Origin of the sequence: Roseibium sp. FZY0029, assembly GCF_036350355.1 — a bacterium.
Lineage (GTDB): Bacteria > Pseudomonadota > Alphaproteobacteria > Rhizobiales > Stappiaceae > Roseibium.
In genome coordinates this window covers 389,721-404,775 of the sequence record NZ_JAZDVZ010000003.1, presented here as the reverse complement: position 1 = coordinate 404,775, position 15,055 = coordinate 389,721, and the positions used below count along the sequence as shown (strand labels likewise).

Sequence of the window (15,055 nt, the reverse complement as noted above, 5' to 3'; positions counted from 1 at the left end):
TGGGACCGAATAACACGGAATGTGGTGAATGGCCCATGAATAAGAATGGTAAATATACATTAATTTTTGTCGCCCTTGCCGAAAAGCCGTTGAAACCCCATGATTTGACAGGAAAATCACAATTCACGGGATAGGGCATTTTTTCTTGCCACCGCCCATCCGCTCCAAACAGAAAAACCAACGGGACCGAAGCATGACCAAGCTCGCAAAACTGAACTTCTCCAAGGCTGAAGCGCCGCAAGGCGGGGTGGCTGTAATCCTGGCCGGCAGCGACCTCAGCCTCGGCCCGATTGCAGAGGAGGTCGTTTCGGGCATCGAGGGCGGCCTGAAGCGTCCGGCCGGTATCGCAGGTTTTTCCGGAAAGAAGAAGACAAGTCTCGATCTGGTCGCGCCTGCAGGGTCCGGTCTCGACCGGCTGATCGTCTTCGGTATCGGCGACGCTGCCGAATTGACCGGTGACGACTGGCGGGCTTTCGGCGGCGCCGTCTTTGCCGAGCTGCAGAAAACCAAGGCCGAGGCAGCGACGGTGCTTCTGGACGCGCCCGGTGCTGCGGACCCGTCCGGTGCATCGGCTGCAGAATTCGCTATGGGAATTAAGCTCCGCGCCTACGCCTTCGACGCCTACAAGACCGTCAAGAAGGACGATGAAAAGCCCAAGAATATGAAGGTGACGCTGTCCGTCGCCGATCCGAAGTCTTCGAAAAAAGCCTGGTCTTCCGCCGAGGCCATTGCCGACGGCGTGATTCTGGCCCGTGATCTTGTGAACGAACCAGCAAACGTGCTGGGGCCGGTAGAGTTCGCCGCGAAAGCCAAGGAGCTGGAGGCTCTGGGCGTCGAAGTCGAGGTTCTCGGCGAAAAGGAAATGAAGAAGCTGAAGATGGCAGCCTTGCTGGGGGTTGCCCAGGGCTCGACCCGCCCGCCCCAGTTGGCCGTGATGCGCTGGAACGGTGGCAAGAAGGGGGAGGCCCCGGTTGCCTTTGTCGGGAAGGGTGTGGTGTTTGATACCGGCGGTATTTCCATCAAGCCAGCAGCGGGCATGGAGGAAATGAAGGGTGATATGGGCGGGGCTGCCGCCGTCGTCGGCGCAATGCATGCGATCGCAGGCCGCAAGGCCAAGGCGAACGTCATCGGTATCATAGGCCTCGTCGAAAACATGCCGGACGGCAACGCGCAGCGTCCCGGGGACATTGTCACCGCGATGTCCGGAACCACCATCGAGATCCTGAATACGGATGCGGAAGGCCGTTTGGTCCTTGCAGACGCGCTCTGGTACACTCAGGAGAAATACAAGCCTGCGATCATGATCGATCTGGCAACGCTTACGGGCGCTGTCCTTGTTGCTCTCGGCAATCTCAACGCCGGGCTGTTCTCCAACGATGACGGTCTTGCTGACAAGCTGTTGGCATCAGCCAAGGCAAGCGGCGAGCCGCTTTGGCGCCTGCCGTTGTCGAAGGAATACGACAAGATCATCGACACACCCAACGCGGACGTCAAGAACACCGGTGGCCGCTGGGCCGGGTCTATCACCGCTGCCCAGTTCCTGCAGCGTTTCACAAACGACGTGCCCTGGGCACATCTTGACATCGCAGGAACTGCGTTCGGTGCCCCGAAAGACGATATCTGCCAGAGCTGGGCGTCAGGTTATGGCGTTCGTCTGCTGAACCAGCTTGTCGCGGACCACTACGAAGGCTGAGTTCAATCTAGCAGGACCTTCCTGCTGTCTCGGCAGGAAGGGCCACATCGGTTTCAAGGCTGTTACGCCAAAGAAAAACCCGCCGTAAAAGGCGGGTTTTTCGAAATTGACTGTCGACCCTGGATCAGCAGGTCTTGTAGGTCTGGCAAGCCGTTGCCGGTTCAACCAGAAGTCCCATACCCAGTGTCGCGCCTGCAACGACAGCAACCAATGCAAAAAACACAACGACACGCGCAAGCATTCACCAAATCCCCTTTTGCGCTGGTCCCTGATAACCGGTCACCAGCCACACTACTGATCCATGGCCAAATCAGTTGATCATTGGATCGTCCCCGGGGACGAAACCTAGCCAATCGACATTTTCGAAGGGTTAATGATACGAGTCTTATGGCCTGTCCATGTCATGTTTGTCCCTGGGGAAATTTGGACACACGGGTGTTGCAGGCCTGCACCACATTCCGGTAGGCCAGTGGATAACGGAAAGCGAAAGTGCAAATGAAGCGTCGAAACAGGGGCACGCATGAGCGTTGAAGTTGTATTTTATCACCTTTTGCACAAGCCGCTGGAAATGGCGCTGCCGCAGCTTCTGCAGAAGTGCCTGGAACGAGACTGGAAGGTCGTCGTCCAGACGGGAACCGAGGAGCGATGCAGCGCTCTGGATGCCCATCTGTGGACCTTCACGGACGATGGTTTCCTGCCGCACGGCACCAAGGCGGACGGGTATGCAGAACACCAGCCGATTTATCTCACGGCGGACCAGGACAATCCGAACGAAGCCGATGTGAGGTTTCTGGTCGACAGGGCCGCGCCGCCACCGCTGACCGCCTACAAGCGGGCGATCTACATGTTCGACGGCAACGACACCGAAGCCGTCCAGGAAGCGCGTAACCGCTGGAAAGAAGCCAAGGCGGAAGGGTTCGACATCGCTTACTGGCAACAGACTGAAGCCGGTGGCTGGGAACGCAAGGCCTAGGCTGGTGCGGCTCCTGAGGCGATTGTGAGTTTGGGAATAAGTTCGGCCGTGTCGCTTCACGATGCCGGCAGTGGAGGAAAGTCTCATGAAGAAACTGAAAATGTCCTCGGCGGACATGGTTGCCAACGCCAGGGCCCGGATCGAGGAAGTCGACACCGGTGCTGCCATTGCGCTGGTGGGAGATCCCGATGTCGTCTTCATCGACCTGCGTGATGTCCGCGAGCGCCAGAAGCTCGGGTTCATCCCCGGCAGCGTTCACTGCCCTCGCGGCATGATCGAGTTCTGGGTGGACCCGGAGAGCCCCTATCACAAGGAGGTCTTCTCACAGGACAAACGCTTCATCTTCCACTGTGCTGCCGGGTGGCGCTCTGCGCTCACGGTCGCAATGCTTCAGGATATGGGCTTTGAGGCCGCGCATCTGAAAGACGGTTTTGCGGATTGGGTAGAGCAGGGCGGTCCCGTCGAGCAGAAAGTCTGAAAAGGCCGCCCCGCTCGAGAGAATTAGTTCGAAGTCGAGATCAGGCGCAGCTCATTCGGGTTGGCGTCTGAACCGTCCGAGCCGTCACCGGCACCGGCGGTTTCATCCGGATCGAGCGGATCTGCCCCGTCTTCCGGGGTTTCGGTTGCTTCGCGGATTTCATCGATCTTGCCGACGTAGGCGCCAACCCCGAGAACCTGCTTGGCCCAGTCGAGCATTTCTTCGTCGACATACTCGTCGCCATATTCGCGGACACGGTTCTCGTTGGCCATTGCCAGCAGCGCTTCTTCAAGCGCTTCGTCAGAAACATCCGCGGCAAGTCCATCCAGAGATGTCTTTTCCGTTTCATATTCGGCTTCCGCCGTTTTGAAATCGGAATAGGCGTCGCTTTGCAGGGCGTTTTCGAGTGCCTGTCGTTCGGTTTCGAGAGCGGTCAGCTCGACTTCAGTCAACTCGGTCGTGTCGACGCTTTCGAGCTCTGCAAGCCGGTCTTCAAGCTGTTGAGACGTCAGGCTGTCGTAAGCAAAGCCATCATAGCTGTCGACGTCCTGAAGCAGGCTGTCGAACAGGGTACGAGCGGTCAGAAGGTCCTGTTCAAGACCTTGCAGATCCGCGGAAAGCCGCTCGTAGGCGAGGCTGTCGTTAATGTAGGCCTGGATGGCGGCCAGGTGCGGGTCGTTGGAATTGAGATAGGCGTGGTAATTCCGGTTCAAGGAATTCAGCCGGCCAAGCCTGGCGTTGAAATTCTTCGGTTTGCCGGTGGGGTTTGCCTGCGGCGTTACGGCGATGCTGGCCAGTGTCGCGCGCTCGGCTTTGGGAAGCCGGTGGCTTGCCGTGCCGCTCTTGCCCCTTGAGGCGGTCTGACGTTTGCCGGATGTCTTCGAGTTCTCGGTGCCGAAAACGGAATTCAGGAAACCTCCAAGGCCTTTTTCGTTGCCGTTCCCGTTGTTCGATTTGGCCTGCTTCGAGCCGTTGCCGCGGTTGAAGATACCAAAACCCTTGTTGCCGTTTCCGTTGGAAGCGGAATTTCCACCCCGGTTGGAGTTCCCGCTGTTGCCCTTCTCGCCGGAATTTCCCTTGTTTCCGCCACCGTTGCCATTGCCACCGGAATTGCCGTTGCCGTTACCGCCGCCATTGCCGTTCCCATTGCCATTCTTGGCAAAGGCCTTGTCCACTTGGAAGGAAAGGTGAGGCACGTCGGGGGAAAGGGAAGGAGCAACCACGAGCGCAGTTGCACCGAGAAAAAGGGTGACGGTTCTGGAGAGAGGCATTGCATATCCTGATCGGAGGCGTGCGAAAAATCTTACCTTGCGAAAACACTGGCGGCTGTACCGCAAAGGTGCCGTTAGGGTCTGAATGTTCATTTACGACAACCCGTCGGAATTTAATTGTTTTCACCTCTGGTCAGATTTTTCAGCCACTTAGCTTTGCTTTAGCTCAAACGAGCGAGTAGCTGCGGCACCTTTCCGATGTGGTCCAGCCGATAAAATCTGTCGTGACCTCGCGGCTCGTCCGCGTCTTCCAATGCCCAGGTGAGTTCATAGGGAACATGAACGCCAAAGGCGCCTGCATCCAGCGCCGGCAGAATGTCGGACTTAAGCGAGTTGCCGACCATCAGTGCTTCACCCGGGCCACTGCCGTGGCGGGAAAACAGCGAGCGGTAGGTCTCGTCGGTTTTTTCCGAGACGATCTCGATTGCATTGAAATAGATGTCGAGGCCGGAGGCCGTCACCTTGCGCTCCTGGTCGAACAGATCACCCTTCGTGATCAGCACCAGCTTGAACGACGACTTTACTTTCTGCAGCGTCTCTTCAACGAAAGGAAGCGGTTCCACAGGGTGTGTCATCATTTCCCGCCCGGCTTCCAGGATCTCGGCAATGACATCTGCAGGCACCTGCCGGTCAGTCACCTCGATCGCCGTCTCGATCATGGAAAGGGTAAAGCCCTTCACGCCGTAGCCATAGTGAAGAACGTTACGTTTTTCCGCTGCCAGAAGCCGTTCGGCCAGATGATCCTTGTCGGTATAGTCGCCGAGCAAGTCTGCGAAGCGTTCTTCCGTCAGCCTGAACACCCGTTCGCTGTGCCAGAGCGTGTCGTCGGCGTCGAAACCGAGTGTCGTGATCGTGGCCATCAGGAAGCCTCCTCGAATTCGGCGGAAAGTTCGAGCCAGTCCTCTTCGGTCTTGATCAGCTTCTTCTCGCAGAAGGCTCGCTCCTTGGCGAATTTGGCAGCCCGGTCGGGGTCTTTGGTAAAGAACTCCGGATCTGCAAGCGCTTCGTCGAGCTTGATGATCTTGTCCTGCAGGCGCTTCATTTCCTTTTCGGCGGCATCAATCTTCTGTTTCAGGGGCTTCAAGAGTTCGCGTTTGACGGCGGCGTCGCGGCGTTTTTCCTGCGCAGTTGCCTTGTCGGCTTCCTCTGCGGCCTTGTCGCGGGCTTTCTGAACCGCCTCGGGCCCTTGCAGGATCAGCCGGCGATAGTCTTCCATGTCACCGTCATAAGGCTCCACCTTGCCATCGGCCACCAGCCAAAGCCGGTCTGCGCAGGCTTCGACCAGATGTCGGTCGTGGCTAATCAGGACAACGGCTCCCTGATAGTCGTTCAGCGCCATCACCAGCGCCTCACGGCTGTCGATATCAAGGTGGTTGGTCGGTTCGTCGAGGATCAGCAGGTGCGGACCGTCGAAGGTTGCCAGCCCCAGAAGCAGGCGTGCCTTTTCACCACCGGACAGGTCTTTCGCGGGCGTGTCCATTCGGTCTGTCGGAAGGCCCATACGTGCAACCCGGGCCCGCACCTTTGCCTCAGGCGCATCGAGCATGAGTTCGCGGACATGCGCGACAGCACTTTCCGACGGTTTGAGCTCATCGAGCTGGTGCTGGGCGAAAAACGCGATCTTGAGTTTCGATGCCTTGGTGATCTCGCCATCCATTGCGCCCAGACGGCCGGAAATCAATTTGGCAAATGTCGATTTGCCGTTGCCGTTGGCCCCCAGAAGAGCAATCCGGTCATCGGTGTCGATGTTCAGCGTCAACCGTGACAGGATCTTGGTATCGCCATAGCCGGTCGACACGCCTTCCAGTTTCAGGATCGGCGGCGCAAGCTGGTTCTCCGGATCGGGGAAGTGGATCGGTTTGCTGCTCTCGTCGGTGAGTGCGGCAATCGGCTGCATCTTTTCCAGCATCTTCAGCCGGGACTGCGCCTGGCGGGCCTTGCTGGCCTTGTAGCGAAACCGGTCGACAAACGCCTGCATGTGCTTGCGCTGGGCGTCCTGCTTTTCCTTCGCCTTCTCAGCAAGGATCATCGCTTCGCGCCGTTGCCGGTCGAAACTGTCGTATCCACCGGAATAATAGGTCATCTTGCCCCGGTCGAGATGGACGATACTGTCGACGGCCTTGTTCAGAAGGTCCCTGTCGTGGGAGATCAGAAGCACCTGATGCGGGTAGCGGGCGACATAGTTCTCCAGCCACATCGTGCCTTCCAGATCGAGATAGTTCGTCGGCTCGTCGAGCAGAAGAAGATCGGGCTCGGAAAACAGAACTGCCGCCAGCGCAACACGCATGCGCCAGCCGCCCGAAAACGACGAACACGGCCGCTGCTGCGCGGCGGCATCAAAGCCGAGTCCGGACAGGATCGCACCTGCTCTGGCTTCTGCCGTGTGTGCGCCGATGTCGGCGAGCCGGGTGTGGATCTCCGCAATCCGGGCCGGATCTGTCTGCGTTTCTGCTTCCGCCAGCAACTGGCTGCGTTCCTTGTCCGCTGCCAGCACCACTTCCATCAGGGTTTCTTCCGTCCCCGGGGCTTCCTGTGCCACCTGACCGATGCGCGCACGCTTCGGGATCTGCACAGAGCCTGTCTCGGTGGAAAGATCACCGGTGATGATCTTGAAAAGTGTTGATTTGCCCGCACCGTTTCGACCGACAAGACCTGTCTTGGCCTTGCCGGGAAGCGTAACGCTGGCTCTGTCGATCAGGAGGCGGTCTCCGATCCGATATGTAAGGTCCGTAATCTGCAACATGAGGCGGATGTTTGGCGGAGCGCCCCTGCGGATGCAAGCGGAAAGCTGAGCCGCAAGCGATCCGATGGCGGGCTGTGGCATCGCTGCATCTTTGGCCCGCCTGTTTGAGGATCAGGGCTTCAGGAAATTGAGGATTTCTGCAAGGATCCGTTTGTGCTGCGCCTCGCGCTCAACGGTGCCTTTCACGCAGACGATTTCGTCCCCCGGTTCTTCTTCTGAAAGAAGGTCCAATGCCTCCGGCTTGCATACGCCCATGAAGTCGAAGTGACCGGCATCTTCAAGTTCAACGTGGTGCACCATGTTCGCCGGCAGCGAAGCGGCAAGGGCACGGGACTCGATTGCCTGGTTCACCATGTCCGCGCGTTCCGCTCCCAGAACCAGCACCGGAATATCGACTGCCTGAAGACTTTCCGTAGAAAGCAGCGGCGTTCCTCCAAGGTCCAGGCTGATGACTTTCCTGATGCGGCTGTCCTTGCGTGAAACCGACATCAGCTGCTTGTCCGCCGCAGTTTCGGCGACCGACCAGCCGGCAAAAGCCTTGCACGAAGCAGGCTGGTTATCCCCGCTGCAATTCGTTTGCTGCCGCGCGGGATCGAATGTCGCGCCCGCAACAACCATGACGGTGTAGCCGCCAAGCGAATGTCCCGCGGCATAAATGCGATCCGGATCAATCCGCGTCGACGTTGCCTTGTCTTTCAGCAGGAAGGTGATCAGCCTCGACAGATCAACCGGACGGTCCCACATTTGGCGGGCCTGATCCGGGTCGCGTAGGAAGGTGCTTGTTCCCGGATGATTGATCAGCGCGACCATGTAACCGCGGCGCGAAAGCTCCGACGCCAGCCAGGCCTGATTATGCGTATTGCCATACATGCCGTGAGAGATGACCAGCAGCGGAAAACGCCCTTCCGCGGGCCTGCCGTCGGGGTCGGCAGGGGCCATCTGCCAGACCTTGCTCTTGTCTGCTCGGCTGAAGACTTCCGGTGTCGAGGTCGGATACCATAGGTCACCTGAAAGCGGGCGGTCCTGCCGATCGTCCTCTACCGTGATGCTGATGACACCTGGACCATAGCGAAGGGCAGTCTGGTCTTCAGCCTGCACCTGCACCGGCTCAACGAGGCCTGCGACAACAACCGCTGCTGCGAAGAAAAAGCGGGCAACCCGCTGCTTTTTGAAGGATCGAAATGACATGGGAAGTCCATCTGTGCGTTGCGATGTCTTTCAGATGCTGGGTGGCGGATCTGTTGACAATCGGCGCAGGCTCCCCGTCCTGTCCTCAATCGTGATAAAGGACAGGCCGTTCAAGAAATCCTCCCGTTCAGACCCGTCATGATCAGCATTCCCGTCTCCTTTCTGCTCGCAGCCGTTTTCCTCGCACTGGGGATCGCAGCACTGAACTGGCGGTCATTGCCGACCGCAGCAAGAGGGATGTTCGTCTGGCTCTTCAGCTTGCTGGCCTTGGAAGCTGCATTGGTTGGTGTTCGTTTTGCCTTCGGTTTTTTCGAGCTTCTGGCCCTGCAAAGGGTGTTGCCTGTCTGGATAGCCCCATCCGTCTATCTCGCCTTTGTGTCGCTCACGGTTTCCGCTGAAAAGACCCGACGGTTGATTGCTTGGAATTTTGGTGGGGCAGCGATCGTGACCTTCGTGATGCACCTGCCTGTGCCGGTCATCGGTTACATCGACGGGATCATCAGTGCGAGCTATGCGCTTTACACGTTGGCACTTGCACGGCTCTGGCGGCATGGACCGGACGTATTTTGCAATGCGCCGACAAACATTGCCGGTTTGCTGCACAAACTGCTTGGGTTTTCCATGGTGCTTATGTTGGCGTCGTTGCTAATTGACGTCTTCGTGGCATATCTCTTCGCGCATCAAAGTGAGGTGGCTGCCGCCCTGGCAATCTCGCTGGCAAGCATGTTTTTTCTGGTGATTGCCTTCGCCGCCGTCGTTGGGGTCATCGCTCTGCGTTTCGGACAGGGGCGGCAAATCCAGGTAGAGAACGTTGAAAGCGGCGCGCAGCAGGCAGAGCTTGTCACGGCTGCCAGAAAAGTGCTGATCGACCAGGAATTCTACCGGGACCCGTCATTGACGCTCACACGCCTTGCCCGCCGGGTGGGCGTGCCGGACCGGGATCTGTCCAGAGCAGTCAATGCTGTTGAAGGTGTCAATGTCAGCCAGTTCGTCAATCTGGTCCGTCTTGCAGAAGCGGAGCGACTGCTGGTGACGACGGAGGAACCGATCGGCAAGATACAGGAGCGGGCCGGATTTCTCACCCGTTCGAATTTTTACCGGGAGTTTCAGAAAGCGTATGGCGCAGCGCCAGGTGTCTACCGCAAGAAGAACGCTCAATCTGCTTTCTGAGCGTTCTCATCCTCGTCCGGTACGCTCAGATAGATCTCTGCCAGACCGGCGAGCAACTCGTGGCAGAGGATGACTTCACGTTTGTCCGGATCCCAGAAGGCATTTTCCTCGCCGCAGGCCGCCGCGCGGAAGGTGACGGACCGCGGCAGATCGTAAAATGTATCGAATTCTTTGGCGACCAGTTCCATCAGCCCGCTTTCCTTCAGAAACAGGGCCATGGCCTCCATATCCCTGGAGGCCGGATCATGGACAACCTTGATCTTGCCCCCGGGCGTATCGCTGTCTCTCAGGTAGGGATCTGTCACGGCTTCCCAGGAAGCTGACGCCTGCTCATAGTCGAAAGCACAGCTCTCGATCCGCGCTTCCGGCAGATCCAGATCTCTGGCGAAGTCCAGAAAGGCGTCTTCATCGGCGCCCACCATCAGACACAGCATCTTGTAACCGCGCTGCTGGTCGAGATCGTGTTCGTCGTAGAAAACGAGATCGTCGTAGTTTTCTTCCGCGATCAGGAACCAGCCTATCATCGCCTGGGTGAGGTAGAGGTCCATGTCGTCGCTGTCGGCACCGAGCATGGAAACGGTAGCCAGATTGTCGACTGCGTCTTCTTCCTGCGCCAGAACGGGAAGTTCCAACTCCGAAATCAGCATGTGTCCGCTCTCGTGGTAGAGCGTGAACAGCGTGTTGCCTGCCACGAAGACAAAAAGCTCTTCAAGCTGTTCGGGAGAGAGACCTGCAAGCTTTGCTGATAGCGTGGGGAAGGTTTGCGGGGTGTCGCTTGCCTGTGCGTTGGCCACCGCCGGCGCGGCGGCAAAGCTGAGCCAGAGCGATGCAACTGCGGCGAAAAGGAGCGTCGGCAAGAGCGCGAAGCGTTCGATCATGGTGTCATTCCCGAAAAAGAGCGCCGCAAACCATCCGCGCGACCTTTGCCTTTGCAAGCCAACTTAGGCAGCCGCCTGAGCGTTTGCCAGCACCATATTCAGACACAAAGCGGTTACCGACATCAAAATGTCATGACGTGGCCCCCTTGCGGGCATGACAGTGCCCCGGTATTAAGGCCGCGAAATTTTTGAAATCCGGAACCGGCACTCCGCCGGTCCGCTGCTGAAACGAGAAAGATGAAACCATGGCGATTGAACGCACATTTTCCATGATCAAGCCGGACGCCACCAAGCGCAACCTGACCGGCGCCATCACCGCCAAGCTTGAAGAAGCCGGCCTGCGCGTCGTTGCATCCAAGCGCGTTTGGATGTCCCTTCGCGAAGCAGAAGCTTTCTATGCGGTTCACAAGGAACGTCCGTTCTTCGGCGAACTGACCGAATTCATGTCTTCCGGCCCGACCGTCGTTCAGGTTCTGGAAGGCGAAAACGCCATTGCAAAGAACCGTGAAGTCATGGGTGCAACCAACCCGGCGGACGCTGCAGAAGGCACAATCCGCAAGGAATACGCGCTGTCCATCGGCGAAAACTCCGTACACGGCTCCGATGCGGCTGAAACCGCTGCCGAAGAAATCGCTTTCTGGTTCTCCGGTGTCGAGCTCGTCGGCTAATCTTCGGACAATCAGCTGACTTCAAAGCCGGTCCCCAGGGGCCGGCTTTTTTTGTTTTTCCAGCCTGTCTCCCGTTACATCGCGTTACACTTTGATGCGATTGTCTGACAGCGTCTCGCTCTCTTAAGTCCCATACTCCGCTTGTGGGCTTAGAGATCGGGAGAAAGCAATGCGCATGTCCATAGTGCTTGCCGGCGTATTCATTGCAACACCGGCTGCAGCGCATGACAGCACGGCACCGCTGGCGGGTGAAGAAGCCGTCGAACATGCCCATGTCGTCGACGAAATCGGGAACCTGTTGTTGCCGAAGGCGGAAGCCTCTGCCGACAATTCCATCGACGGTAACGACCGGCATATCCATGCTGATGGCTATCCGGTGCAACCCCCGCAACCCGGTGGACATTCGGGCGGCAGACAGGGAGCAAGGTCTCCCAGTAGCAGCAGTTGACTGAAAAAAGTGCGTGGCCGCCACGCACTTTTTTTGAAAGAGTAACATTCAAGAATTCGAACATTATAAAGAAAGGGAAGAACATGAAAACGATCACTCTCGGAGCCGCTCTTTTCCTGGCAATCTCCAGCGCTGGATGGGCCGCAGAAGGCCCGGGCGCTCACTTCGTTGAGAACTGGGACCTGGATGGAGACGGGGCCGTGACGGCTGAGGAAGCGCGTGAACGGCGCAGCGATGTCTTTGCCAGCTTTGACGCCAACGAAGATGGTTTTCTGGATGCGGAGGAATACGTCCTGTTCGATGAGGCAAGAGCGCAGGACCAGGCCGCAAATGAACCCCAGGGAATGGGGCGGGGGGCAGGCAACCCTGCGAACGGCATGGCGTTGGACGTCAATGATACCGATGGTGACGGCAAGGTCTCCGAGGCCGAATTCCTTGATAACGCACAGGCATGGATCGAAATGATCGACCGCAATGGCGATGGTGTCGTGACCACGGCGGATTTCGGCCAGCGCAGGTGATATTTCCCGCTCCGTTAGCCGGTAAAAGCGGCCATCTGACTTGACAGGTGGCCGCGCTGGGGGAACCTTGCCGGGCTCACGTTCGAGGAAATTCAGTAAGGCATCATGAACCAGCAGCCACCCAAGAGCACTTTTTCCGCCTGTCCGCACGATTGCCCGTCGACCTGTGCGCTCGAGGTGCATTTCTATCCGCATGGCGACGTGCGCCGGCTGAATGGTGCCAAGGACAATGCCTACACCGCAGGCGTGATCTGCGCCAAGGTCGCCCGCTATCCCGAGCGGCTCTACCATCCGGACCGCCTGTTGAAGCCGTTGCGGCGCACCGGTAAAAAGGGAGAGGGCCGTTTTGAGGAAATTTCCTGGGATGCGGCGCTGGACCTGATTGCCGAAAAGTTTCTGGCTGCCGAAGCTGAATTCGGCGCCGAAAGCGTCTGGCCTTATCACTATGCCGGAACGATGGGCATGGTGCAGCGGGACAGCATTCACCGGCTGCGCCACTCCAAGGGCTACTCACGCCAGTTCGACAGTTTCTGCACCAACATGGCCTGGACGGGGTACGTCGCTGGCACCGGCAAGCTCGCGGGCCCCGATCCGCGTGAGATGGCGGTTTCCGACCAGATCGTCATCTGGGGAACAAATCCGGTTGCGACACAGGTCAATGTGATGACCCACGCCATTGCCGCCCGCAAGAAGCGGGGTGCGCGCATCATTGTCGTCGACGTTTATGAAACCGAGACGATGAAGCAGGCGGACCTGGGCATCATCCTGAAACCCGGAACCGATGCCGCGCTGGCCTGCGCTGTCATGCATGTGCTGTTCCGCGATGGTTTCGCCGACCGGGATTACCTGGAAACCTACACAGACTGTCCATCCGAGCTGGAAGCGCATCTGAAGACGAAGACACCGGAATGGGCCGCAGCGATCACCGGTCTCGACACCTCCCGTATCGAGGAGCTGGCGCGCCTGATCGGGACAGTCAGGAAGACGTATTTCCGGCTCGGCTATGGCTTCACCCGGTCCCGCAACGGGGCCGTCGGTATGCATGCCGCCAGTTCCATTGCCGCTGTCATCGGTTGCTGGAAGGAAGAAGGCGGTGGCGCCTTTCACAACAACGGTGCCATTTATCAGCTCAACAAGGAGATGATTGAAGCCGGCTCACTGAAGGACCCGACGGTTCGTACCCTTGATCAGAGCCTTGTCGGACGCATTCTGACCGGCGACGAGGCGGCGCTGCTCGGCGGTCCGCCTGTAAAGGCGATGCTCATCCAGAACACCAACCCGGGTTCCGTGGCGCCGGAACAGGAACTGGTAAAGCAGGGCTTCGCCCGCGAGGACCTCTTCACCGTCGTCCACGAGCACTTCCTGACAGAGACGGCGCAGATGGCCGACATTGTGCTGCCGGCAACCCAGTTCCTGGAGCACGACGATCTTTATAAAGGCGGCGGTCACCAGTATCTGATGCTGGGTCCCAAAGCTGTGGAGCCCCCTGCAGGGCCGAGAGAAAACATATTTGTTATCAATGAGATTGCCAAGCGCGTTGACTCAAAATCTCACCCCGGATTCGATATGAGCGCGTGCGACCATATCGACTGGCTGCTGCGCAACTCCAACTATGGAACGCTTGCAGATCTAGAGGCTGGAAAGTGGATCGACTTGCAGCCCGATTTCGAAACGGCGCACTACCTCAAAGGGTTCGGCCATGCCGACGGCAAATTCCACTTCAAGGCCGACTGGGGGCGTTCTTCCTCGCCCAACAAGCCGGAAGACGGCACTGCTTTCGGCCCATGGCAGACGATGCCGGAGCTGCCGGACCAGTGGGACAGCATCGAACTTGCCGACGAGCAACATCCATTCCGTCTGGTGACATCGCCGGCGCGCTCGTTCCTGAATTCCACGTTCAACGAGACCGACAGTTCAAAGAAGAAGGAAGGCCGGCCGGAAGTCTGGCTGCGTCCGGATGAGGCGGAGCGCTTTGGCATTGAAGACGGTGCCAAGGTGAAGATGGGTAACAGGCGCGGCGTCGTCACGCTGCATGCGCGGCATGTCTCGACCGTCGCACCTGGAACTGTAATCTCGGAGGGTATCTGGCCGAATGATGCCTTCGAGGACGGCCGCGGCATCAACACGCTTACCGGTGCCGACCCGGTGGCACCTTATGGCGGCGCTGCCTTCCATGACACGGCTGTGTGGGTGAGGGCGGTTTGACGTGGCCAGCCGGTTTGCACGGAGATCGCGGCCCATCCTTCGAGACGCGAGCAAGCTCGCTCCTCAGGATGAGGCGGAAGTGCGTTCAGACGTAAGCAGAGCAACACATTCATCCTCATCCTGAGGAGGTGCGAAGCACCGTCTAAGGATGGGTCACTTGCTCCATAGCCTCTAGAATTCAGAAAGAAAAAGGCGGTGCATCCCCGTCCGATGTCACCGCCTGCCTCGGAAAAACCAGATCCTTGCCCGGCTTGGGGCTTCCGGATGTCAGACCTGGCTTTCCGGGGATTGGGAAACGGGTGTGGCCAGTTTGCCTTCTTCCGCTTTGTAGAAATACTGGCTGGAGACCAGCCATCCCTTGAGTGGCCTCAGCAACGGGATGCAGGTCACGAGGATCAGCGGCAGGGTCGTCACCAGATGCACCCAGTATGGAGCGGTAAAGGCGATTTCGAGCCAGATCGCAAACGCGACCGCAGGAATACAGCCAAAGCAGATGACGAAAAACGCCGGCCCGTCCGCAGGGTCGGCGAAGCTGTAATCAAGTCCGCAATGGTCGCATTTCGGCTTCAGCTTCAGGAAGCCGTCGAAGATCGAACCTTCACCGCAACGCGGGCAGCGGCCTTTGATGCCGGTGCGGATCGGCGGAATTTTCGGCCAGCTTTGTTGAGTGGTCATGGAACACCTTTTCCTGCGAGAGGTCTTCCGGGAAGTGCCGGAGACGTTTATCCAGTCAATTAGAGAATGATTGGATATATTTGCAGTCAAAGATAAAGCAATTTGCAGACATGGCAAGTCACTCGCCTGCGGCAGATTGGCCGG

14 protein-coding genes are annotated in these 15,055 nt (G+C 58.3%); 8 read left to right on the top strand and 6 right to left on the bottom strand.

What is annotated here, in order from left to right; genetic code table 11:
- Positions 1 to 193 precede the first annotated feature (193 nt).
- The 3 genes from V1T76_RS10210 to V1T76_RS10200 all read left to right on the top strand — a co-directional run bounded on the left by V1T76_RS10210 (position 194) and on the right by V1T76_RS10200 (position 3,144).
- Positions 194 to 1,693 (top strand): leucyl aminopeptidase, encoded by a 1,500-nt coding sequence (locus V1T76_RS10210; protein WP_330560560.1) that lies wholly within the window; start codon positions 194 to 196, stop codon positions 1,691 to 1,693.
- 520 nt (positions 1,694 to 2,213) lie between these two features.
- Complete coding sequence (locus V1T76_RS10205) at positions 2,214 to 2,666, top strand: DNA polymerase III subunit chi (protein ID WP_330560559.1); 453 nt, start codon at positions 2,214 to 2,216, stop codon at positions 2,664 to 2,666.
- An 85-nt stretch (positions 2,667 to 2,751) separates the two neighbouring features.
- Positions 2,752 to 3,144, top strand: coding sequence for a rhodanese-like domain-containing protein (locus tag V1T76_RS10200; protein ID WP_330560558.1), 393 nt, complete (start codon positions 2,752 to 2,754; stop codon positions 3,142 to 3,144).
- 23 nt (positions 3,145 to 3,167) lie between these two features.
- Here V1T76_RS10200 and V1T76_RS10195 read toward each other — a convergent pair whose 3' ends face one another.
- From V1T76_RS10195 to V1T76_RS10180, 4 genes are all read right to left on the bottom strand, one after another.
- A complete protein-coding gene (locus V1T76_RS10195) occupies positions 3,168 to 4,415 on the bottom strand; it encodes a hypothetical protein (RefSeq protein WP_330560557.1) in 1,248 nt (415 codons plus the stop codon).
- Between the two features lie 161 nt (positions 4,416 to 4,576).
- Positions 4,577 to 5,275 carry an HAD family hydrolase gene (locus tag V1T76_RS10190; protein WP_330560556.1) on the bottom strand — a complete coding sequence of 233 codons (699 nt, stop codon included), beginning with the start codon at positions 5,273 to 5,275 and terminating at the stop codon, positions 4,577 to 4,579.
- Positions 5,275 to 7,158 (bottom strand): ABC-F family ATP-binding cassette domain-containing protein, encoded by a 1,884-nt coding sequence (locus tag V1T76_RS10185; protein ID WP_330560814.1) that lies wholly within the window; start codon positions 7,156 to 7,158, stop codon positions 5,275 to 5,277. Before V1T76_RS10185 ends, V1T76_RS10190 begins: the two co-directional genes overlap by 1 nt.
- 111 nt (positions 7,159 to 7,269) lie before the next feature.
- Positions 7,270 to 8,346, bottom strand: coding sequence for an alpha/beta hydrolase family protein (locus V1T76_RS10180; RefSeq protein ID WP_330560555.1), 1,077 nt, complete (start codon positions 8,344 to 8,346; stop codon positions 7,270 to 7,272).
- A gap of 138 nt (positions 8,347 to 8,484) precedes the next feature.
- On the opposite strand from V1T76_RS10180, the gene V1T76_RS10175 reads away from it, so the two are divergent.
- Complete coding sequence (locus tag V1T76_RS10175; RefSeq protein ID WP_330560554.1) at positions 8,485 to 9,516, top strand: helix-turn-helix transcriptional regulator; 1,032 nt, start codon at positions 8,485 to 8,487, stop codon at positions 9,514 to 9,516.
- On the opposite strand, the gene V1T76_RS10170 is transcribed toward V1T76_RS10175, so the two are convergent.
- On the bottom strand, positions 9,501 to 10,394 hold the full coding sequence (locus V1T76_RS10170; protein ID WP_330560553.1) for a DUF4344 domain-containing metallopeptidase: 894 nt from the start codon (positions 10,392 to 10,394) through the stop codon (positions 9,501 to 9,503). The two genes, V1T76_RS10175 and V1T76_RS10170, sit on opposite strands and share 16 nt — an antisense overlap.
- A 245-nt stretch (positions 10,395 to 10,639) precedes the next feature.
- Here V1T76_RS10170 and ndk point away from each other — a divergent pair, with 245 nt between their 5' ends.
- The 4 genes from ndk (at position 10,640) to V1T76_RS10150 (ending at position 14,236) form a co-directional block, all read left to right on the top strand.
- Positions 10,640 to 11,062, top strand: coding sequence for a nucleoside-diphosphate kinase (gene ndk, locus V1T76_RS10165; protein ID WP_330560552.1), 423 nt, complete (start codon positions 10,640 to 10,642; stop codon positions 11,060 to 11,062).
- Between the two features lie 169 nt (positions 11,063 to 11,231).
- Positions 11,232 to 11,510, top strand: a complete 279-nt coding sequence (locus V1T76_RS10160; RefSeq protein ID WP_330560551.1) for a hypothetical protein — start codon at positions 11,232 to 11,234, stop codon at positions 11,508 to 11,510.
- A gap of 83 nt (positions 11,511 to 11,593) precedes the next feature.
- Positions 11,594 to 12,031 (top strand): EF-hand domain-containing protein, encoded by a 438-nt coding sequence (locus tag V1T76_RS10155; RefSeq protein ID WP_330560550.1) that lies wholly within the window; start codon positions 11,594 to 11,596, stop codon positions 12,029 to 12,031.
- A 105-nt stretch (positions 12,032 to 12,136) separates the two neighbouring features.
- Complete coding sequence (locus tag V1T76_RS10150) at positions 12,137 to 14,236, top strand: molybdopterin-containing oxidoreductase family protein (protein WP_330560549.1); 2,100 nt, start codon at positions 12,137 to 12,139, stop codon at positions 14,234 to 14,236.
- 267 nt (positions 14,237 to 14,503) lie between these two features.
- Here V1T76_RS10150 and V1T76_RS10145 read toward each other — a convergent pair whose 3' ends face one another.
- Positions 14,504 to 14,911 (bottom strand): DUF983 domain-containing protein, encoded by a 408-nt coding sequence (locus V1T76_RS10145; protein WP_330560548.1) that lies wholly within the window; start codon positions 14,909 to 14,911, stop codon positions 14,504 to 14,506.
- Between the last annotated feature and the right edge of the window lie 144 nt (positions 14,912 to 15,055).